Raw genomic sequence first — 20144 nt, 5'->3', positions numbered from 1 at the left:
CATAGAAAGATGTGAAGGAAATACTTATATACATTTGTGAAAAAACGGTTACTTTTTTTCGTCGTTTGCGATATCATTTTATTTGATATAAAATTAGAATGAGAATAAAATGAGAATATGAACGTTTTAGGAATTTTTAAAATGTATATATAGGATTAATGGAGGTATTGAGATGGCTGGTTCTACATTAACGGTTAAAGACTTACACGTATCAATTGATGGCAAAGAAATTTTAAAGGGTGTAAACCTTGAAGTAAAAGGTGGAGAAATCCACGCAATTATGGGACCTAACGGAACAGGTAAATCAACTTTATCTTCTGCAATTATGGGTCACCCAAAGTATGAAGTAACAGAAGGTAGCATCATCATCGACGGTGAAGATGTATTAGAAATGGAAGTAGACGAGCGCGCACAAGCGGGTCTATTCCTAGCAATGCAATATCCAAGTGAAATTAGCGGAGTAACAAACGCTGACTTCTTACGTTCTGCAATTAATGCACGTCGTGAAGAAGGCGATGAAATTTCTCTTATGAAATTTATCCGTACATTAGATAAAAACATGGAATTCCTAGAAATGGATCCAGAAATGGCACAACGTTACTTAAACGAAGGTTTCTCTGGTGGAGAGAAAAAACGTAACGAAATTCTTCAATTAATGATGATTGAGCCAAAAATCGCAATCTTAGATGAAATTGACTCAGGTCTTGATATCGATGCATTAAAAGTTGTATCTAAAGGTATTAACGAAATGCGCGGCGAAGAGTTCGGTTGCCTAATGATTACGCATTACCAACGTTTATTAAACTACATCACTCCAGACTTCGTTCACGTTATGATGAACGGTCGTATCGTTAAATCTGGTGGCCCTGAGCTTGCACAACGTCTAGAAGCTGAAGGTTACGACTGGATTAAAAAAGAATTAGGTATTGAAGACGAAACAACAGAGCAAGAAGCGTAAGAGAGGAGCATAAACATGACAATCGGTACATTACCTTTCGATCAAGAAACAATCCGTCAACGCGCAAGCGAAGTAAACGAAGCAGCTTGGTTGACTGAGTTCCGCTTACAAGCTCTTGCACAAGCAACTGAACTTCCAATGCCAACGCCTGATAAAACGAAAATTGACAAATGGGACTTTATCGGAAAAGGCGACGCTGCTAAGCAAGAGCCTGTAAGTTCTTTAACTGAACTTCCAGAAGCAGTGAAAAACTTAATCGATGAAAATAACAGCGTATTAGTGCAACGTACTGGTACAACTGCATTCGTTTCTTTAGCAGACGAAGCAAAAGAAAAAGGTGTTATTTTTACAGACATCGTAACAGCAGCAACTGAGCACGCTGAACTAGTACAAAAGTACTTAATGAAAGACGGCGTGAAAGTAGACGAGCATCGTCTAACTGCACTTCATGCTGCATTAATCAACGGCGGTGCATTCGTATATGTTCCGAAAAACGTTGTTCTTGAAACTCCACTTCAAGCTGTATTCTTAGTAGACGGCGAAGAAGCTAACGTATATAACCACGTATTATTCGTAGCTGATGCGAACAGTACTGCAACTTATGTAGAAAACTACGTTGCAAATGAAAATGCTAAAGGTATTGCAAATATCGTAGCAGAAGTAATCGTGGAACAAGGCGCACAAGTGAAATTCGGTGCGGTTGATCTATTAGCAAAAGACGTAACAACTTACGTTAACCGCCGCGGCGTTGTAGGACGCGACGGCCGTATTGATTGGGCTCTAGGCCTTATGAATGACGGAAACACAATTTCAGAGAATGTTACGAACTTAATGGGCGACGGTTCATATGCTGATACGAAAACAGTAACAATTGGCCGTGGTAACCAAACACAAAACTTTACAACTAAAGTTGTTCACTTCGGTAAACACTCTGAAGGTTGGATTTTAAAACACGGTGTACAAAAAGATAGTGCAACATCTATCTTTAACGGAATTGGTAAGATTGAACACGGTGCATCTAAATCAAATGCACAACAATCTTCTCGCGTTCTTATGTTAGATGAAAAAGCACGCGGTGATGCAAACCCAATTCTTTTAATCGACGAAGATGATGTAATGGCAGGTCACGCAGCTTCAGTAGGTCGCGTAGATCCAGTCCAACTATACTACTTGATGAGCCGTGGTATTCCAAAACGCGAAGCAGAACGTTTAGTCATCCATGGATTCTTAGCACCTGTAGTTAATGAGCTTCCAATTGAAGGAGTAAAGGCACAGCTTGTTGAGGTAATTGAAAGGAAAGTTCGCTAATGAATATTCATGAAATACGCAAACAGTTTCCAATTCTTGATCAAAAAGTGAACGGCAAACAACTTGTTTATTTCGATAGTGCAGCAACTTCTCAAAAACCAATTCAAGTCATTGAAACGTTAGAACGTTACTATAAAGAATATAATTCTAACGTGCATCGCGGTGTTCATACGCTCGGTACGAAAGCTACCGACGCGTATGAAGGTGCACGTGAGAAAGTTCGCAAGTTTATTAACGCGAAATCAATGGAAGAGATTATTTTCACACGCGGAACGACAACTGCATTAAATACAGTAGCAGCTAGCTATGGTCTTGAAAATGTAAAAGAGGGCGATGAAATCGTTATTTCTTACATGGAGCACCATAGTAATATCATTCCGTGGCAACAAGTTGCGAAGAAAACTGGTGCAACTTTAAAATATCTTCCGCTTCAACCAGACGGTACAATTTCTTTAGAAGATGTTCGTCAAACAGTTACACCGAATACAAAAATCGTTTCTATTATGCAAGTATCAAACGTACTTGGAACGATTAACCCTGTAAAAGAAATCGGAGCAATCGCACACGAAAATGGCGCAATTATGGTCGTTGATGGTGCACAAAGTACACCTCACATGAAAGTGGATGTACAAGATTTAAACTGTGATTTCTACGCATTATCTGCTCATAAGATGTGCGGACCTACAGGTATCGGCGTATTATATGGTAAAAAAGAATTGCTGAACAATATGGAGCCAATTGAATTTGGCGGTGAAATGATTGATTTCGTAGATTTACAAGAATCTACGTGGAAAGAGCTTCCGTGGAAGTTTGAAGCAGGTACACCGATTATCGGTAATGCAATCGGACTTGGTGCGGCAATTGATTTCCTAGAAGAAATCGGTCTTGATAATATTGAAAAGCATGAGCATGAATTAGCGCAATACGCTTTAGAAAGACTATCAGAAGTAGATGGCGTTACAATTTATGGTCCAAAGCATCGCGCTGGTCTTGTTACATTTAATATTGAAGACGTACATCCTCACGATGTAGCGACTGTATTAGATGTAGAAGGCATTGCAGTTCGCGCAGGACATCACTGTGCACAACCGCTTATGAAGTGGCTAAAAGCTTCTTCAACAGCACGTGCGAGCTTCTATTTATATAATACAAAAGAAGAAATTGATACATTTGTTGAATCGCTAATCAAGACAAAGGAGTATTTCACAAATGTCATTTAATAATTTAGATACGTTATATCGTCAAGTTATTATGGATCATTATAAAAATCCTCGTAACCATGGCGTGTTAGAAGATAGTGTTACCGTTAACTTGAACAATCCAACTTGCGGCGATCGTATTCAACTTACGATGAAAGTAGAAGAAGGTATTGTGCAAGAGGCGAAGTTTGAAGGTGAAGGATGTTCAATCTCAATGTCTTCAGCTTCAATGATGACACAAGCAGTAAAAGGTAAGAAAATTGAAGAAGCACTTCAGCTTTCGAAAATTTTCTCTGACATGATGCTAGGAAAAGAGTACGATGACAGCATCGATTTAGGAGATATTGAAGCATTACAAGGCGTATGCAAGTTCCCTGCACGTATTAAATGTGCAACATTAGCGTGGAAAGCGTTAGAAAAGGGCTTAAACGAAGATAAGTAATGTTAAAGGTTCCTAAAAACGAGGTTATCTAAGGAGGGACACACCAACATGGCGAAGCAACTGCCAGATATCGGCGATTATAAATATGGTTTCAAAGACAAAGACGTTTCGATTTTCCGTGCTGGACGCGGTTTAACAAAAGAAATCGTTGAAGAAATTTCACGTATGAAAGAAGAACCACAGTGGATGTTAGACTTCCGTTTAAAATCACTGGATAAGTTCTACGAAATGCCAATGCCACAATGGGGCGGCGACTTAAACGACTTAGATTTCGATGAAATTACGTACTACGTAAAACCATCTGAGAAATCTGAGAAGTCTTGGGATGAAGTACCTGATGAAATTAAAGCAACATTTGATAAATTAGGTATTCCAGAAGCTGAGCAAAAATATTTAGCTGGTGTATCTGCACAGTACGAATCTGAAGTTGTATACCACAACATGAAAGAAGACCTAGAAGCTCTAGGAATCGTCTTCAAAGATACAGATAGCGCATTAAAAGAGAACGAAGATATTTTCCGTGAGCATTTCGGAAAAGTAATCCCACCAACAGACAACAAATTCTCTGCATTAAACTCTGCAGTTTGGTCTGGTGGATCATTCATCTACGTTCCAAAAGGTGTTAAAGTTGATACACCACTTCAAGCGTATTTCCGTATTAACTCTGAAAATATGGGACAATTCGAGCGTACGCTTATCATCGTAGACGAAGGCGCACACGTACACTACGTAGAAGGTTGTACAGCACCTGTTTACACGACTAACTCACTTCACAGTGCGGTAGTAGAAATCATCATTAAGAAAGATGCATATTGCCGTTATACAACAATCCAAAACTGGGCGAACAACGTATACAACCTAGTTACAAAACGTGCGGTTTGTGAAGAAAACGCAACGATGGAATGGATTGACGGTAACATCGGATCTAAATTAACGATGAAATACCCAGCAGTTATCTTAAAAGGCGAAGGCGCTCGTGGTTTAACATTATCTATCGCGATTGCTGGTAAAGGCCAACACCAAGATGCTGGTGCGAAAATGATTCACTTAGCACCAAACACGTCTTCAACAATCGTTTCTAAATCGATTGCGAAGCATGGTGGTAAAGTAACTTACCGTGGTATCGTACACTTCGGACCAAAAGCGAAAAACTCTCGCTCTAACATCGAGTGTGACACGTTAATCATGGATAACCAATCTACATCTGATACAATTCCTTACAACGAAATCAAAAACGATTACGTTTCACTTGAGCACGAAGCGAAAGTATCGAAAGTATCAGAAGAACAATTATTCTACCTAATGAGCCGCGGTATTTCTGAGCAAGAAGCCACAGAAATGATCGTAATGGGCTTCATCGAGCCATTCACTCGCGAACTTCCAATGGAATACGCAGTTGAAATGAACCGCCTAATCAAGTTTGAGATGGAAGGTTCTATTGGTTAAATAGAAATGCGGAGCCGATTGTTCAGACCCGTTGGCTAAGGTTCTTTCGCACAGAAGATGCTTTTTATCTTCTCGTGCGGAAGGTTCTTAGACATGAAGGTCTAGGAGGCGAAGCTGGACAATATTTAAAAGTGGCAGCGGCTTATTCTAGCCGCTGGAACTGGATAATATATGTATGAAGAAAGCGTCCTGCTGTGCAGGGCGCTTTTTTGTTTTGCGGATTTGTCTTGGCTTGGCTCGGGAGAGGATACCCGGGTGGGTGTTCAGCTAAATATATCAACGATTTTTCAAATATATCGATCATAAACGGGAATATATCAACGATTATTTCAATATATCAACGTTTCGACAAGGAATATCGATTTGTCGACAAGATAAGACAAAAGAAAATCCTCACATACCCCAAACATTTTATAAGAACAGAGAACGACTAGCTTTAAGACAAAGATACTGACAAATCCACTTGAACAACCACCCACTGAATTCTCTATTAAACTTTTTGACAAATCCACCCCTACCTCCACTATCTGGAATTCTTTCCTGCATTAGCAAAAGTTTCTCATATAAAAAGGACAATCTTTTGCTTTTTCTCACAATGCGAGTACAATGTAAAATAGCAAGAAAAGACGAAAAGTATTTACAGGATTATTGTGTGCGCATAGCGTAAATGGCAGTAAGGAACTGAGAGGAGGTTTTTTCTCTGAATACAAATAAAGAAACAATCATCCACCTTTATCATACAAACGATATACATAGTCATTTTGAAAATTGGCCGCAAATTTCTCGGTTTGTTCTAGGGGAGAAAAAGCGAAGACAGGAAGCGGGAGAAACTGTTTTGACGATTGATATCGGCGATCATGTGGATCGTTTTCATAGTATTTCGGAAGCGACAAATGGGCTTGGGAATACGAAGCTTTTAAATGAGGCGTTATATGATTATGTAACGATCGGAAATAATGAAGGAATTACGTTAGCGAAAGAGCATTTAAATCGGCTCTATGATGATGCTGGATTTGAAGTACTTGTTGCAAATTTATTTGAAAAAGAAGGTGTACGTCCATCATGGGCAAAGCCTTATAAATTACATACAACGACAGATGGGATTACGATTGCTTTTATCGGGTTAACTGTTGCGTATCCAGAGTTTTATCAAATGCTCGATTGGCATATTGAAGATCCGCTTATCCATTTAGAGTCTATTTTAGAAGAAGTGAGAGATGAGGCTCATATAATAGTTGTCCTTTCTCACCTTGGAAAAAGTATGGATGAGTATATGGCAGAGCATTATGATATAGATGTTATTTTAGGGGCACATACGCATCATTTATTTGAGCGTGGTGTTCTAATGAATAATACTTTACTTTGTTGCTGTGAAAAGTGGGGACGTTACGTTGGGCACGTGCAGCTTACTGTGGATAAAGAGACGAAGAAGCTGTTGAAAAAGGACGGTAGAGCGATTAAGACGGAACGGTTAGGTGCTTATAGCGAGCCGTTATCCACAATTGAAATACTGCAGGAAGAAAGTAAGCATATAATGGCAGAGCCTGTCGTTCATTTAAAAGAGTCATTACAGGTTGATTGGTTTCATGAGACGCCGTTTTCTCATATGTTAGCAAGTGCGCTGAAAACATGGTGCGGTGCAGAAATTGGCATGGTGAATGCTGGTGTACTTCTTGAAGGGTTAGAAGAGGGTGTCGTAACGCGCGGAGATATTCACAGAATTTGTCCACATCCAATTAATCCGTGTGCTTTGAAAGTTCCAGGAAAGATATTAAGAGAAGTTATTTTGAAAGCACGTAAGCCGAATATGGAGAATCTTGAGGTGAAAGGATTCGGATTTCGTGGGAAAGTGATGGGGAAAATGATTTACGCGGGTGTAGAAGTAATTCCAGATACGATTCCTGGGAATAAAATTTTACTCGAAGATGTATTAATTAACGGGGAATCGCTGGAATTAGATCGTATATATACAGTAGGAACAATTGATATGTTTACATTTGGCTACTTATACCCAGAGCTATCCACACTTTCTGACAAACAATATTATATGCCAGAACTACTTAGAGATGTGTTAACAGATATGTTAATAACTTATACATCTTCCGTTAAACTATAGGCTAGTTAACTTGTAACACTCATTTTTCTCTTGTCATACAGATAAGAAAGAGAGGAGTGTGAACTATGGTTAATGTGGAGCCAATTATAATTGATAATTATACGTTTATTGCGGTTAGCGTGAAACTTCCAAAGACAAATTTGCTAGCTGTAATGAGCGATAAAGGATATATTATGTGTGGTGCATTAGATGTAGGTCTTTTAAATGAGAAGTTAGGTGATCGAGGAATTATTGCTGGCCGTGCGGTTGGTGTAAGAACGATTGAACAACTTCTTGAAGCGCCGCTAGAATCGGTAACGACTGGAGCTGAAGCATTAGGCATTCCAGCAGGAACGATTGGAAAAGAAGCATTATTAAAAATGAGATAAGCATATATCGTCCCTCCTTCTTGCATAGAAATGATATAAGAAGGAGGTTTTTTTATGAGTATATTTCGCTCGAAAAACTCGCGGTTTCGAAGGGGACCTATTGCCTTTCGGTATATACTGCTTATGTCGTTTATTCTTTTTATTATATTACTTACGCAAGGGTTGTGGATTGTGAATAATAGTATTCAGCCGACCTTAATTAAATATGGGGAAGTAGAGACGCATAAAATGGCGACGGCAATTATGACGAAGGCAGTAAAGGATCGAATTAATGAAGGATTCGATGTAGATTCATTAATGAAAGTACAGAATGATAAAAACGGAAAAGTATCCACAATTAATTTAAATACGAAGCAAGTAAATGAAATCGTAACGTCAACGACCACGTACATAGAAAAATATTTGCAGCAAGTAGAACAAGGGAAGTTGAAGGAGCTAGGTATTTCTGAAAAAAACGGGGCGACTATGGCAGTTCCTTTTGGGCGTGTAACTGATAATGCACTTCTTGGTAATATAGGACCGGATATTCCGATTCATTTCACGCCAATTGGGCATGTGAATACAGATATTAAACAAAAAATTGAGCCGCATGGGATTAATACTACAGCAATTCAAATTGTTATGGAAATGGAAGTAACATTGCAAGTAATTATTCCATTTCATACGAAAGAGATAACGGTGAAACAAAATGTTCCGATTGCGACGCGTATCGTTCAAGGTGAAGTGCCTACGTATTATGGAAGTGGAAGTGTTGCTGTACCTGATAAAAAGAAAACAGATAGTTAGTTGTAAATAAAGTGAAACCCGGCTCAGCCAGGCTTTTAATGGATAAAAAATAACCGTAGCAATGCAGCTACGGTTATCGTTTTGTATTTGCTCGTTCTTTGCGTTCCCAAAGGCTTAAATGCATGTATGGATCGAAGGCCCATTCTGTATAGCCATTGTCTTTATACATGCCAAAATGTAAGTGGGGCGGAAATTTTCCGGCTGTACCAGGAGGTCCATAACCAGTGCTACCAACAAATCCGATTACTTTCCCTGGCTCAACAATTTGTCCAAGCTGTATTTCTTTTGAGAACCCGCCTAAATGAGCGTAATAATGGTAATTGTTATGAAGGTCGCGAATACCAATGCGCCATCCACCAAGGCGGTTCCAACCTTTCGTTTCAATAATGCCATAGCAAGTCGATCTTACTGGCACGCCATATCCGGCGAAAATATCTGTTCCTTCATGAATCCTTCTACCCCCAAAACTTCTTCCAGCGCCGAAAGTACTACGGTAGCTATGGTCACTACGGATCGGAAGAGGAAAAGCATTTCCTTCTAAATTAATACGTCCATAATGTTTATAAATTTGGGCATATTCGCTAATTAAATCAACTGTTTTTGCACGCCTATAATATTCCCAGAGCATAATTTTAATACGGTCTTCTGACGTTCCTTGTTTCCTTAAAATAGTCGCTGCGGTATGCAGAAGATCACGGTCGCTATTTGCATTTGCAAATCCATCTTTGTCACCATCTAAACCTATTCCGCCAAATAGAGAAATTGTATGGGGGAGAGTATCGTTACTATTAATAGGTCCAGCCCATATTTCTGGTTTGAAATAAAGGGAAATGATGGCATCTGGTTTTTTCGGAATATCTTTTCTTACGCTCCGTATATTTCTTTCATATTGATCCATTGCAGCTAAGTAATACCATGGAATGCCTGAAGACTGCTCGGTTTCTTTATATAGTGCCATGCGCTTTTCGTATATGCTTTGCTGATTATCTTCACCGTAAGCGATGTTTTGGTGGAGAAGAAAACAAATAGAAAGCAAAAGAGAAATTTTTCGAAGCATGAAATAGACTCCTTTCACAACATCACTCTTTTTAGTGTGGGATATACGGAGTATTTCATTATAGGGAACGATTGGAAAAAATCTTAGAATCTTCATTTGAGCAAATCGCTTTCATACGTTAGAATAGATATGTTACATTGAAAGAAGCGAACACGGTAAACTATTTCATATTGTGCGGAGTTGATAACCATGACAAAACAAACAGAATATAAGCGCAAGCCCGAATGGTTGAAAATTAAGTTAAACACGAATGAAAACTATACAGGCTTAAAGAAAATGATGCGTTCTAAGAATCTTCATACCGTTTGTGAAGAGGCAAAATGTCCGAATATTCATGAATGCTGGGCTGTAAGAAAAACAGCAACATTTATGATTTTAGGTGCGGTTTGTACACGTGCTTGTCGTTTTTGTGCGGTTAAAACAGGCTTACCAACTGAGCTTGATTTACAAGAACCAGAACGCGTAGCAGATTCAGTAGTACAAATGGGCTTAAAGCACGTTGTTATAACAGCGGTTGCACGTGATGATTTAAAGGACGGGGGAGCAGCTGTTTTTGCTGAAACAGTACGCGCAGTACGTCGTAAAAACCCATTCACGTCTATCGAAGTATTACCATCTGATATGGGTGGAGTAGAAGAAAACTTAAAAATGTTAATGGATGCAAAACCAGATATTTTAAACCATAACATTGAAACAGTACGTCGATTATCTGACCGAGTTCGCGCTAGAGCAAAATATGAACGTTCATTAGAGTTTTTACGTCGAGCGAAAGAAATGCAGCCTGATATTCCAACTAAATCGAGCATTATGGTGGGCTTAGGTGAAACGAGAGAAGATTTAATTGAAGCAATGGATGACTTACGTGCAAACAATGTGGATATTTTAACTCTTGGGCAATACCTACAACCATCTAAGAAGCATTTACCAGTTCTTAAATATTACCCACCAGCAGAATTTGCAGAGCTTAAAGAAATTGCACTTAGCAAAGGATTTAGCCACTGTGAAGCTGGCCCACTTGTGCGTTCTTCTTACCATGCGGACGAGCAAGTACGTTCTGCAAAAGAAAAAACAGCAGAAGCTAAATAATGAAAAAAAGAGAGCTAATGATTAGCTCTCTTTTTGTTTGTACTCTAAAACGGTATTTGGACATGTTAATAAAATCTTTTTTAATTCTTCTGTGGATAATTCAATTGTAAATTCAGGAACACCAGGTGTAATTAAAATTTTATCGTACGTATAAATAGCGTTATCCACAATAATTGTTACATCGTGTGAATATCCGAAAGGAGCCACACATCCCGGCGTACAACCAGTTTTGTCTCGCAGTTCATCAGGAGAACAGAGAGATAAGCGTTCTCCTGATAGTTCTTTCATCTCGCCCCGGTTGAGCCTTGTGCCCTCTAACGTAAAAAATACGTAATAATCTCCAGACTTTGATTTTAAAAATAAGCTTTTACTTGGAGTGCCTTGTAAGCCAAGTCTCTCACGTACGATCCGATCGGTCTCATAATCGAGTACTGGTTCGTGTTCGAATTTTTCATAAGAAACATTTGTTTTATGTAGTAAAGCAAGTACGTCTTCGTACATATGAAATGATACCCCTTTCTATTGTTAGAACAGTCTCTTCTCGTGGCGTCAACTGAATGTTTTGGAAAGGGATATTACTTGGACGATGCTTCCCATAAGCGTTTTATGATACATTGTTCGTCGATTGTAATTTCGTAAATATCAGGATTCGTTAAAGTTCTCCATTCATTAAAGCCAATCGTATGATCAAAATGCTTTAAAATGAGTGTAAGTAAATTGCCATGTGTAACAAGTAGTGTTGTCGTATGGTTTAATTGTAAAACGTCTTGAATAAGCGATAGGGCCCGGTCTGTTGCTTGTTTTGTTGACTCTCCGCCTGAAAAGGCAATATCTATATTTGTAAAAGTAGATTCTAGTTTTTGCATCCAATCATCCATTGGAATGTTGCTCAATATGCGTTCAGTTAATCGTTCATCTTCTTGGATAGATAAGTTAGCTTGGAGCGCATAGGGCCGAATGGAATCGATAGCTCGGACAAATGGGCTTGAAATAATATGATCGATTTGTAGATGATTTTCTAAGAGGAATGTAGCAAGGGTGTTTGCTTGGTCTTTTCCATCGGTCGTTAATTCATCATCACGTTTTTGCCCAATTGCTGAACAATGTCGTATTACAATAATTTTCTTCATAATTCATCCCCATCTTTCAAGTTGACGCTATATACTTCGACAAATGTAGAAATAATTCCTTTTTATTGGAAACAGCATATTGATTTAAATATGTGGAAAAGTAATGTGGATAATGAACATTTGAGGTGCAATGATGAAAAAAATGATATGTATCGTATTCATTATTTGTTTTCTTGCGCAATTGTCCACAACATATGCAGAATCCAACCGAAAACTAAATTATCCAAGCAATCAAAATAAGTCATTTGTGAGTGAGGATGTTTTTTATAAACAGTTAGATAAGAAAATCTATAAAGAGTACAAAAATGCAACATATAGTGTTCGTAAAAAAATTTCATTTAAAGAAGTGGCTGATGAGGAATTTTCTTTCCTGCAAAAAACAGCTGTCGGTTGTCGAAGTAGAGTGGTACTTCAAGATTTTTTTGTTCACCCTGATCGCCAAGTTTATTTTTTCGCTTCTTTTACTCAAAATGAAGTAGAAGAGTTCCATAAGTACATCGTTATAGATGCAGAAACAAAGAGGGAGCTGCAAGAAGGAAAAAGCTATCACCATTGCGACAATCCATAAAAAATAACCCACCAATCGGTGGGTTATTTTTTACTCCGGCACACTCATTAATTTCGCTTTCATCTTGCGAATAAGAACGACAGCCCCAATTGTGAAGAGAAGGGTAATTCCTTCGGCAACAAAGATATTGATTGTTTTTGTTTGGTAAAGTGCCGCGAAAAAGTCTACAAATGCGTGGAATAGTATAGCGTATACTAGGAAGATATATTTCTTCTGTTTGACTGCGTATAAAACAAGCATTGTAAAGGCGATTTGAAGCACGAGTGCCATAATTCTTTCTAAGCTACCAAGGAAGTATAAGTAGGCAGGTTGCTGAATTAACATGTCCTGTAAAATGCTAAGCTCGGGTTTTTGTTCAATCAGTCGAGCGAAGCTACCATCGTTAATAGAATTAGCAAAGATTAATGCTTGTAATGCAGAAAAACCGCCAATTAAAATAGATTCAATTCCGCCGTGACCAATTCCATAAGCGAAGCCATCTTTATATTCTAGATATTTTTTTAGTAAGAAGAAGAAGGCAACGAAGCGTCCTAATTCTTCAAAAATACCAGCAGTCAATCCGCCATAAATTGCGAAGCCAAACGGATTTTCTAAAAATGGAGCGATTGTTGGATTACCGCGCATAAATAGGTGGAATGGTGTTTCAAGAATTTGGGTGAATCCGATAAAGATAAGAACACCAACGCCGACCACTTTCCAATTCATATTATATTTTTTACGGAAATAAACGAGTACGATAATTGGGACCAGAATCGAGACAATAAGTTGAAAAATGATGCTGGCAATTACAGTATTTGAAACCATACTTTCACCGCTTTCTAATATATGTACATATCTATTATGCATGAAATATGGGAGAGATGAAACTTTTAGAAAGAAAATGAATTTACTTATTGACTCTAACGTTGCGTCATACTTTATCGTATGTACTAAGGGGGAGATACAAATGACAATGAGAGTAAAAGAAGTAGCTGATTTAGTTGGAATTAGTGTGCGCACACTGCATCATTACGATGAAATTGGGTTGTTAACCCCAGACGAGACGACAGAGTCTGGATATCGTCTGTATTCCAATGAAAATTTAGAGACATTGCAGCAAATTTTGTTTTTTAAAGAGCTTGGCTTCCCTTTGAAGAAAATTAAAGAGATTATCATGAGTCCATCATTTGATCGTGAAGAGGCACTACAGCTTCATAAGAAAATGCTTCTTGAAAAGCGTGCCAGATTAGATAAGGTGATTGCGACGATTGATAAAACAATTCAGCATACAAAAGGAGAGATTGAAATGACGAATAAAGAGAAATTTGAAGGATTCGATTTCAGCCATAACCCATATGAAGAAGAAGCACGTGAAAAATGGGGAGATGCAGCTGTAGATAAAGCGAACGAATATGCAAAAGGTATGTCAAAAGAGAACCAAGAAGAGTTTAATACTATTTATAGAAATTTAGCAACGCTTAGACACGATGCACCAGATTCTAAAGAGGCGCAGGCAGCTATTAAAGTATGGTACGATTACTTGCAAAACTTCGGTGAATATTCATTAGATGCTTTTAAAGGACTCGGTCAAATGTACGTCGCTGATGAGCGCTTTACGAAAAATATCGATAAGTTTGGTGAGGGGTTAGCGCAGTTTATGTGTGATGCGATGGAGGTTTATGCGGATCGTAATAAAAAATAAAAAGTAAAACAGGTGGAGATTTTCTCCACCTGTTTTACTTTTTAATCATATCATTCAAAGTCTGATCTCCCGTATTGTTCAAATGAGTATTTTTACTCATTTCTCGTTTTAACATATCGAGGCTTTGTGTATATTCTGTATCATTTAATGCGCCAGATTGAAGCCCTTGAATTTGAGAAATCAACTTTTGGTCTGTTGATACATATGCTTTATAATAGCGAGGAACGATGGACAAAGCAGCTCTATATACTTGATCCGCTACGAGTTTTGGATCCGTTGTGTTTGCACGGTATACAACGAACACTTCATCATCAGTAACGAGTGTAGCAGCGTTTGTAACGTCAGGAAGTTTGACTGTCATGCTTGTAATCATTTCAGCGACCTTCTCGCGATTAATGGCCCCTACTTGTTTGTTAGATACTTCATGCTTTTGTTTAGAAGAATAACCGACTCTTGTGAGTCTTGTATTTGTATTTTCCGTATGATACATGTCGTTTTTATTGGAAACAAGAACACGGCTTCCTTCTTCACGTTCCATTTCAGCTTTGTTCGCTGATTGGCAGCCTGCAAATAAGGAAAGAGTGAGAAGGGAAAGTAAAATTTGTTTTTTCACGATGTATCACCTCCTTCTCCATAGCATGTACTAATTTGCAATTTTTTGTATTTGAAATTGTTGGTTGTTATGCTTTGTGATACGATAAAAAGAAGAATGCTTAGAGAGGAAGTTAATGATGGAGCACAAGCAAGAGATTCATGCTACGGTGAGCATTAATAATGTTCAGTACGAAGTAATTAAAAACTTTCGTGACGGTTTTAGTGAAGAAGCATTTAAAGAGCGCTATGCAGAAATTTTAAATAAATATGATTACATCGTTGGGGACTGGGGATATGAGCAACTTAGATTGCGCGGATTCTTTGATGATAGTAACCAACGTGCGACATATGATACGAAAATTAGTACGTTAACGGAGTATTTATACGAGTACTGTAACTTCGGTTGCGCACATTTTGTATTACGAAAAGTGAAGAAATAAAAAAATCCTCTTACAATTGTAAGAGGATTTTTTCATAGCAGTTATACCAATTGTGAGGAGGCTGTTTACTTGAAAAGTAAACAGCACCTCGGCAAATATAATGATTCTTTTCATACAAACGTAATGAGACAGGATTGCCAGTGAAAGCATCTAATCGTATGCCGGTATAGTTTTTTCGTTTCGCTTCACTTTCCCAAAAGGATAAAAGTACTTTGCTATATCCTTTTCCTTGGGCGAAAGGATGGATGACGAAAGAGTGGACGATAAGAAAACATCCATCTGTTTCTGACCAATCAATAAGCGCGTATTCGGGAGATTGCCATTCGTTCAATACAACAGCACCAACAAGCGAATCATGCTCAAATAGGCAATAGAGTTCACCTTGTTCTAAGTGATAGAAAATATGTTCTCGAGTCGGATATGAATCATCCCATTGATAAATTTTCTTTTGTAAGAGTGCTTTTTTACATTCTGTATACATTGCATCTAATTCGTCTAATAAATTCATCGTACCTTTTCTCACATTTAGCATGAAACTCCCCCTTATAAACAAATTGAAATAGAATCGCCTTCAGAAAGTATTGTATTTGGTTTCATTTGTCGTCCGTTCAATTGAATATCCCCATTTTTAATTTTATCCACAATGAGTGTACGGCTCCAATCAGAGATATATGTGGATAATGCTTTATCCATTCGGTGGGAACCGAAAACGATGTCTAATACAACCGTGATTTCGGCTATGCCACTTTCTTTATGCTGTGTAATGGAAATAGTAGTACTTGTTTCTGTTTGGTCTTCCTGCGTCATATCGATTGTTTCTACATGATCAGTAAATGCTTTGTAAATACGTAGTTTTTGATTCCACGTATGATCTCTCGGACATTTATAGATAGCAAAGCGATATATATTTTTTCCATTAGCGTTATGCCTGCGAATATTTGTATCGGTAAATAGGGTAGTACGTCTGCAATTTTTACAATACTTTTCGATTGTGTTTTGCTCATTTTCATATAAACTCCAAGAAAGTTGTACTTTCTGCATTTTCCTTCACCTCTTATAGTAGTGGTAAAGGAACGTAATACAGCTATTTGGATGTCTTGTAGTATGAAGACATGATAAAAAGACAAAAATAAAAGGAGCTTCCCTTAGGAAGCTCCGTAAACATCATACTACAGATGCGTTACGCTCCTTTGTAATGGGAATGGGCAGACTACTCCCTTGTAAAAAGCACGGAGCTTTTTTGAGAGTAATGCTATCCAATTGCTGGTCCATTACAAAGTAAATGTCGGCATACGTAGATAACGTCCTTTCTATCCAAATAGATTTATTCTTAATTATAACATAGAAGATTGAAAATTCAAAACTCTTATAATGAAAAAACACCAGCTAAAATAGCTGGTGCATACGATAAATTATATAAGTTCAAATAAAAATGAGCGTAATTCTTCTGCAATTTCTTCAGTCATAGAAAATGCATGCTCTAAGTAGCCTGGTTCGTTTAAATCGTCAGCACCGATGATTGCAAATTTATTGCGCTGCATATCAAGGACAATTGTTTTACCGTAATGACGATCGGAGTATAATAGCGCTAAATCGTGACGCTCATTTTCTCCCATAAAGCTAACGAAACGAGTTTTTGTAGCGACAGTATCGTCGTACAGAAAGAAACGTTCTTCCATACACATGGCTCCTTTATTAAATATCTAAGTTTAAGTGTGGTTTATGATCTAAATGGTGATGCGTTTTAATGAATCGTACTGTTCTTGTTTTGTAACGCATTACGATAGAGTATGTTTCAGCTAAATCTCCGCCAAGGAATTTAACACCGTCTAATAACTCACCAGCAGATACACCAGTTGCTGAGAAGATTGCATCATCCCCGGATACTAAGTCATCTAACATAAGAAGTTGACGAGGGTCTTCTAATCCCATTTCACGACAACGAGCTTCTTCTTCTTCGTTCATTGGAACTAAGCGAGCTTGCATTTCACCTTCAAGGCATTTTAATGCTGCTGCAGAAATAACACCTTCTGGAGCTCCGCCAATACCTACGAATAAGTCGATACCCGTTCCAGGTAGTGCTGTTGCGATTGACGCACCAACATCACCGTCACCAAATAATTTTACGCGTGCACCTTTTGCACGAACACGGTCAATAATATCTTGATGACGTTCACGTTCTTGAACGATAACTGTTAGATCGCGAATCTTTTTATTGTTAGCTTCTGCTACAATTTCAATTGTTTTTTCAATTGGATCATCTAAGCTAATTTTACCAGCTGCTTTTGGACCAACCGCGATTTTTTCCATGTACATATCAGGAGCATGAAGAAGGTTCCCTTTGTCTGCGATTGCAATAACTGCCATTGCATTTGCAAGACCTTTTGCAACGATGTTTGTACCTTCTAATGGATCAACGGCGATATCTACTTCTGGACCGTTACCTGTTCCTAGTTCTTCACCAATATACAACATCGGTGCTTCATCAAGTTCTCCTTCACCAATTACAACTGTACCTGCCATGTTTACTGAATCGAACATATCACGCATTGCTGTAGTTGCTGCATCATCTGCTTCATTTTTCTTTCCGCGGCCCATCCACTGTGCGGATGCTAAGGCTGCTGCTTCTGTTACACGGACAATTTCTAGTGCGAGTTCACGTTCCAAGATTCCATTCCTCCAATTTCAAAAATCATACAAATATAACTATAACAAATAACGGAGAAAAGGTGAATTCGAAAAATTGTCGATTTTTTCAGAAGAAAGCGTTACAATTAAAATGTAAATGCTTTAATTTCCAGGTAGGTGACATTCATGTATTTTGTAGACAGAAAGAAAATAGAACAAATGCTAGTATGTTTAGAACGAGCAACAAGTACATTTCAAGAGAAAAAGATATATGAAACCGAGTTTGAATTTTACGCATTAGAGCGCATAGCCCATCTTATTATTGATACTGTATTAGATGTCGGGAATGCGATGATTGATGGATTTATTATGCGCGATCCAGGAAGCTATGAAGATATTATTGATATTTTAATGGATGAGCGAGTGATAAGTGAAGAAGATGGACAAGGGATGAAAGAAATTATCCTTCTTCGAAAAATGCTTACGCAAGATTATATTCAAATGAATCATGATGAATTATATAAGACGATTCAAAAACATATTGCAGTGGTAGAGAAATACCCAGCAAATATTCGCAGTTATTTAGAAAAGGAATTAGGACCTGTATCTGCATTTGTACCAGAATAATTATGCTTATAAGATTCCCAGAGAATGCCTTTTGGGGATCTTATATTGTATGTGAGAAAGAAAAGGGAGAAGGGTGAAGTATGGGGGAAGCACGTACTACGAAAGACGAGATTGTACAATTGTTGAAAGTAAAGGGAGAGCACACGGTAGCGGAACTAGCTGACGTTTTAGAGATTACAGAAATGGCGATTCGAAGACATTTAAGTAATCTTGAGAAAGACGGACTCATTTATTCTAAGATGGTAAGGCAACATGTCGGAAGACCAACTTATTTGTATGGATTAAGCGAAAAGGGAGAAGATACATTCCCGAAAGAGTATAAGCAATTTGCGATTGATATGCTAGAAGATTTAGCTCGAATGGGCGATGAAAAAATACTTCGTTACGTTTTAAAAGAGAGAACGAAGCGAATGGAAGAACAGTTACAAAAGAGAGTGAGTAATCAAAAGAATTTAGCATATAAAGTGCAAGAGATAGCAGCTATGCAAGAGATAGCAGCTATGCAAGAGAAAAATGGTTATATGGTTCAAATAAAGAGAGATGGAGAGAAATCTTTCGTAATTGAAAAACAAAACTGTCCGTTAAAGGAAATTGCCGAGAGATTCCCGCAAGTGTGTGAAGATGAAAAAGAAATGTATAGGCGTTTATTTACGAACGCAGAAGTGAAAACGCTAGCAAATATGTGCGAGGGCGATTGTAGTTGTTCTTATCAAATAAAAGAGAAAAAATGAACGTTATGGGGCGCTTTAAGGTAAAGCGTTTTTTTCTTTTGGAAAAGCGGGTAATATAAGAGTGGTATGATAAGGTGAGAACGTTAGCATAGAAGGAGAGACATAATCGATGTATAAAGGTTACTTAATTGACTTAGACGGTACGATGTATCGTGGAGAAGAACAAATTGAAGAAGCAAGCGACTTCGTAAAAGCATTAGGAGAGCGCGACATTCCATATTTATTCGTTACGAATAACTCAACTCGCAAACCAGAACAAGTGGCAGAAAAGCTTGTTCGTTTCGATATTCCGGCGAAAGCGGAGCAAGTATTCACAACGAGTATGGCGACTGCGAACTTCATTTATGAACGTAAACAAGACGCAACTGTATATATGATTGGTGAAGAAGGCTTACACGATGCACTTGTGGAAAAAGGATTTGAACTTGTGGATGAAAATCCTGATTTCGTTGTTGTTGGTTTAGATCGTGACATCACATATGAAAAATTAGCAAAAGCGTGTCTTGCTGTGCGTAATGGCGCGACGTTTATTTCTACAAATGGGGATATTGCCATCCCAACTGAGCGAGGGTTATTACCAGGTAACGGCTCATTAACATCAGTTGTAGCGGTATCAACAGGTGTGGATCCAATCTTTATCGGAAAACCAGAATCAATCATTATGGAACAAGCTTTAAAAGTGCTTGGCATAGAAAAAAATGAAGCATTAATGGTTGGGGATAACTACGATACAGACATTTTAGCAGGAATAAATGCTGGTATGCATACCCTTCTTGTCCACACTGGAGTCACAACTGTGGAGAAGTTAACAGAATATGAAGTACAACCAACGCAAGTTGTGCATAACTTGACGGAGTGGATTGAGAAGATGTAATGAAGAAAGCTGTTCCAAACTTTGGAACAGCTTTTTTTCTGATATTTGCTGGCAGCCCGATTGGTGTGGGCTAACATTCAGCTGTGACTAGTGTTGATTTTTATC

General features: G+C 38.1%; 24 protein-coding genes. 15 read left to right on the top strand and 9 right to left on the bottom strand.

All coding sequences use genetic code 11. The features are described from left to right. Window positions 1-172: 172 nt before the first annotated feature. The 8 genes from sufC (at window position 173) to yunB (ending at window position 8623) form a co-directional block, all read left to right on the top strand. The gene (gene sufC, locus V6946_RS26670; protein ID WP_000929160.1) at window positions 173-958 is read left to right on the top strand and encodes a Fe-S cluster assembly ATPase SufC; all 786 of its coding nucleotides are present in this window, start codon (window positions 173-175) and stop codon (window positions 956-958) included. Between the two features lie 15 nt (window positions 959-973). Next, window positions 974-2266 carry a Fe-S cluster assembly protein SufD gene (gene sufD / locus V6946_RS26665; protein WP_000152167.1) on the top strand — a complete coding sequence of 431 codons (1293 nt, stop codon included), beginning with the start codon at window positions 974-976 and terminating at the stop codon, window positions 2264-2266. Continuing rightward, complete coding sequence (gene sufS / locus V6946_RS26660) at window positions 2266-3486, top strand: cysteine desulfurase SufS (RefSeq protein WP_001020767.1); 1221 nt, start codon at window positions 2266-2268, stop codon at window positions 3484-3486. The genes sufD and sufS overlap by 1 nt, the downstream gene beginning before the upstream one ends. Then, on the top strand, window positions 3476-3907 hold the full coding sequence (gene sufU, locus V6946_RS26655) for a Fe-S cluster assembly sulfur transfer protein SufU (protein WP_000009523.1): 432 nt from the start codon (window positions 3476-3478) through the stop codon (window positions 3905-3907). The genes sufS and sufU overlap by 11 nt, the downstream gene beginning before the upstream one ends. 48 nt (window positions 3908-3955) lie before the next feature. Then, on the top strand, window positions 3956-5353 hold the full coding sequence (sufB, locus tag V6946_RS26650) for a Fe-S cluster assembly protein SufB (RefSeq protein WP_001118827.1): 1398 nt from the start codon (window positions 3956-3958) through the stop codon (window positions 5351-5353). A 700-nt stretch (window positions 5354-6053) separates the two neighbouring features. Beyond that, window positions 6054-7469, top strand: coding sequence for a bifunctional UDP-sugar hydrolase/5'-nucleotidase (locus tag V6946_RS26645; protein WP_206704762.1), 1416 nt, complete (start codon window positions 6054-6056; stop codon window positions 7467-7469). A gap of 65 nt (window positions 7470-7534) precedes the next feature. Beyond that, window positions 7535-7837, top strand: coding sequence for a YunC family protein (locus tag V6946_RS26640; protein WP_000248466.1), 303 nt, complete (start codon window positions 7535-7537; stop codon window positions 7835-7837). A 54-nt stretch (window positions 7838-7891) separates the two neighbouring features. Next, window positions 7892-8623, top strand: coding sequence for a sporulation protein YunB (yunB, locus tag V6946_RS26635; protein ID WP_063537942.1), 732 nt, complete (start codon window positions 7892-7894; stop codon window positions 8621-8623). A 73-nt stretch (window positions 8624-8696) separates the two neighbouring features. Here the strand turns inward: yunB and V6946_RS26630 are convergent, their stop codons facing one another. Next, a complete protein-coding gene (locus tag V6946_RS26630; protein ID WP_000944665.1) occupies window positions 8697-9680 on the bottom strand; it encodes a M23 family metallopeptidase in 984 nt (327 codons plus the stop codon). A 189-nt stretch (window positions 9681-9869) separates the two neighbouring features. Here V6946_RS26630 and lipA point away from each other — a divergent pair, with 189 nt between their 5' ends. Continuing rightward, a complete protein-coding gene (gene lipA / locus V6946_RS26625; RefSeq protein ID WP_000166372.1) occupies window positions 9870-10766 on the top strand; it encodes a lipoyl synthase in 897 nt (298 codons plus the stop codon). Window positions 10767-10787: 21 nt separating this feature from the next. Here lipA and V6946_RS26620 read toward each other — a convergent pair whose 3' ends face one another. Further along, window positions 10788-11267 (bottom strand): YbaK/EbsC family protein, encoded by a 480-nt coding sequence (locus tag V6946_RS26620; RefSeq protein ID WP_000272746.1) that lies wholly within the window; start codon window positions 11265-11267, stop codon window positions 10788-10790. A gap of 74 nt (window positions 11268-11341) precedes the next feature. After that, on the bottom strand, window positions 11342-11896 hold the full coding sequence (locus V6946_RS26615; protein ID WP_000721022.1) for a histidine phosphatase family protein: 555 nt from the start codon (window positions 11894-11896) through the stop codon (window positions 11342-11344). A gap of 133 nt (window positions 11897-12029) precedes the next feature. Between V6946_RS26615 and V6946_RS26610 the strand changes: the two genes are divergently transcribed. Continuing rightward, entirely contained in the window at window positions 12030-12464 is a 435-nt protein-coding gene (locus V6946_RS26610; RefSeq protein WP_006918847.1) for a hypothetical protein, read from the top strand. A gap of 30 nt (window positions 12465-12494) precedes the next feature. Here the strand turns inward: V6946_RS26610 and V6946_RS26605 are convergent, their stop codons facing one another. After that, window positions 12495-13310 (bottom strand): YhfC family intramembrane metalloprotease, encoded by an 816-nt coding sequence (locus tag V6946_RS26605; RefSeq protein WP_033692009.1) that lies wholly within the window; start codon window positions 13308-13310, stop codon window positions 12495-12497. 100 nt (window positions 13311-13410) lie between these two features. Here V6946_RS26605 and V6946_RS26600 point away from each other — a divergent pair, with 100 nt between their 5' ends. Further along, entirely contained in the window at window positions 13411-14145 is a 735-nt protein-coding gene (locus V6946_RS26600) for a MerR family transcriptional regulator (RefSeq protein ID WP_006918851.1), read from the top strand. 34 nt (window positions 14146-14179) lie between these two features. Here V6946_RS26600 and V6946_RS26595 read toward each other — a convergent pair whose 3' ends face one another. Continuing rightward, window positions 14180-14758: a YhcN/YlaJ family sporulation lipoprotein gene (locus V6946_RS26595; protein ID WP_006918853.1), complete on the bottom strand. Its 579-nt coding sequence runs from the start codon at window positions 14756-14758 to the stop codon at window positions 14180-14182. Between the two features lie 118 nt (window positions 14759-14876). Between V6946_RS26595 and V6946_RS26590 the strand changes: the two genes are divergently transcribed. Then, complete coding sequence (locus V6946_RS26590) at window positions 14877-15179, top strand: YutD family protein (RefSeq protein ID WP_366981490.1); 303 nt, start codon at window positions 14877-14879, stop codon at window positions 15177-15179. A 10-nt stretch (window positions 15180-15189) separates the two neighbouring features. On the opposite strand, the gene V6946_RS26585 is transcribed toward V6946_RS26590, so the two are convergent. From V6946_RS26585 to glpX, 4 genes are all read right to left on the bottom strand, one after another. Further along, window positions 15190-15711 (bottom strand): GNAT family N-acetyltransferase, encoded by a 522-nt coding sequence (locus V6946_RS26585; RefSeq protein ID WP_366981485.1) that lies wholly within the window; start codon window positions 15709-15711, stop codon window positions 15190-15192. An 11-nt stretch (window positions 15712-15722) separates the two neighbouring features. Next, window positions 15723-16220 carry a hypothetical protein gene (locus V6946_RS26580; RefSeq protein ID WP_001174580.1) on the bottom strand — a complete coding sequence of 166 codons (498 nt, stop codon included), beginning with the start codon at window positions 16218-16220 and terminating at the stop codon, window positions 15723-15725. A 371-nt stretch (window positions 16221-16591) separates the two neighbouring features. After that, entirely contained in the window at window positions 16592-16858 is a 267-nt protein-coding gene (locus V6946_RS26575; RefSeq protein ID WP_000392606.1) for a DUF3055 domain-containing protein, read from the bottom strand. Between the two features lie 16 nt (window positions 16859-16874). Beyond that, window positions 16875-17846: a class II fructose-bisphosphatase gene (glpX, locus tag V6946_RS26570; protein WP_000439090.1), complete on the bottom strand. Its 972-nt coding sequence runs from the start codon at window positions 17844-17846 to the stop codon at window positions 16875-16877. Window positions 17847-17993: 147 nt separating this feature from the next. Here glpX and V6946_RS26565 point away from each other — a divergent pair, with 147 nt between their 5' ends. From V6946_RS26565 to V6946_RS26555, 3 genes are all read left to right on the top strand, one after another. After that, window positions 17994-18434, top strand: coding sequence for a DUF86 domain-containing protein (locus tag V6946_RS26565; protein ID WP_000274010.1), 441 nt, complete (start codon window positions 17994-17996; stop codon window positions 18432-18434). Between the two features lie 80 nt (window positions 18435-18514). Further along, window positions 18515-19165 (top strand): ArsR family transcriptional regulator, encoded by a 651-nt coding sequence (locus V6946_RS26560; protein WP_366981486.1) that lies wholly within the window; start codon window positions 18515-18517, stop codon window positions 19163-19165. Between the two features lie 109 nt (window positions 19166-19274). Continuing rightward, window positions 19275-20039, top strand: coding sequence for a TIGR01457 family HAD-type hydrolase (locus V6946_RS26555; protein WP_006918861.1), 765 nt, complete (start codon window positions 19275-19277; stop codon window positions 20037-20039). The last annotated feature ends 105 nt before the right edge of the window (window positions 20040-20144 follow it).

Source organism: Bacillus sp. PPSBB_2 (assembly GCF_045291115.1).
GTDB lineage: Bacteria > Bacillota > Bacilli > Bacillales > Bacillaceae_G > Bacillus_A > Bacillus_A cereus.
The sequence above is the reverse complement of the archived record's forward strand: the minus strand, read 5'-3'. Positions and strand labels throughout refer to the sequence as shown.

Excerpts from the sequence above, each read along its gene's own strand:
- sufC (WP_000929160.1), top strand. The coding sequence starts at position 173 with ATGGCTGGTTCTACATTAACGGTTAAAGACTTACACGTATCAATTGAT.
- sufD (WP_000152167.1), top strand. The coding sequence starts at position 974 with ATGACAATCGGTACATTACCTTTCGATCAAGAAACAATCCGTCAACGC.
- sufS (WP_001020767.1), top strand. The coding sequence starts at position 2,266 with ATGAATATTCATGAAATACGCAAACAGTTTCCAATTCTTGATCAAAAA.
- sufU (WP_000009523.1), top strand. The coding sequence starts at position 3,476 with ATGTCATTTAATAATTTAGATACGTTATATCGTCAAGTTATTATGGAT.
- sufB (WP_001118827.1), top strand. The coding sequence starts at position 3,956 with ATGGCGAAGCAACTGCCAGATATCGGCGATTATAAATATGGTTTCAAA.
- V6946_RS26640 (WP_000248466.1), top strand. The coding sequence starts at position 7,535 with ATGGTTAATGTGGAGCCAATTATAATTGATAATTATACGTTTATTGCG.
- yunB (WP_063537942.1), top strand. The coding sequence starts at position 7,892 with ATGAGTATATTTCGCTCGAAAAACTCGCGGTTTCGAAGGGGACCTATT.
- V6946_RS26630 (WP_000944665.1), bottom strand. The coding sequence starts at position 9,680 with ATGCTTCGAAAAATTTCTCTTTTGCTTTCTATTTGTTTTCTTCTCCAC.
- lipA (WP_000166372.1), top strand. The coding sequence starts at position 9,870 with ATGACAAAACAAACAGAATATAAGCGCAAGCCCGAATGGTTGAAAATT.
- V6946_RS26620 (WP_000272746.1), bottom strand. The coding sequence starts at position 11,267 with ATGTACGAAGACGTACTTGCTTTACTACATAAAACAAATGTTTCTTAT.
- V6946_RS26615 (WP_000721022.1), bottom strand. The coding sequence starts at position 11,896 with ATGAAGAAAATTATTGTAATACGACATTGTTCAGCAATTGGGCAAAAA.
- V6946_RS26610 (WP_006918847.1), top strand. The coding sequence starts at position 12,030 with ATGAAAAAAATGATATGTATCGTATTCATTATTTGTTTTCTTGCGCAA.
- V6946_RS26605 (WP_033692009.1), bottom strand. The coding sequence starts at position 13,310 with ATGCATAATAGATATGTACATATATTAGAAAGCGGTGAAAGTATGGTT.
- V6946_RS26600 (WP_006918851.1), top strand. The coding sequence starts at position 13,411 with ATGACAATGAGAGTAAAAGAAGTAGCTGATTTAGTTGGAATTAGTGTG.
- V6946_RS26590 (WP_366981490.1), top strand. The coding sequence starts at position 14,877 with ATGGAGCACAAGCAAGAGATTCATGCTACGGTGAGCATTAATAATGTT.
- V6946_RS26585 (WP_366981485.1), bottom strand. The coding sequence starts at position 15,711 with ATGCTAAATGTGAGAAAAGGTACGATGAATTTATTAGACGAATTAGAT.
- V6946_RS26580 (WP_001174580.1), bottom strand. The coding sequence starts at position 16,220 with ATGCAGAAAGTACAACTTTCTTGGAGTTTATATGAAAATGAGCAAAAC.
- V6946_RS26575 (WP_000392606.1), bottom strand. The coding sequence starts at position 16,858 with ATGGAAGAACGTTTCTTTCTGTACGACGATACTGTCGCTACAAAAACT.
- V6946_RS26565 (WP_000274010.1), top strand. The coding sequence starts at position 17,994 with ATGTATTTTGTAGACAGAAAGAAAATAGAACAAATGCTAGTATGTTTA.
- V6946_RS26560 (WP_366981486.1), top strand. The coding sequence starts at position 18,515 with ATGGGGGAAGCACGTACTACGAAAGACGAGATTGTACAATTGTTGAAA.
- V6946_RS26555 (WP_006918861.1), top strand. The coding sequence starts at position 19,275 with ATGTATAAAGGTTACTTAATTGACTTAGACGGTACGATGTATCGTGGA.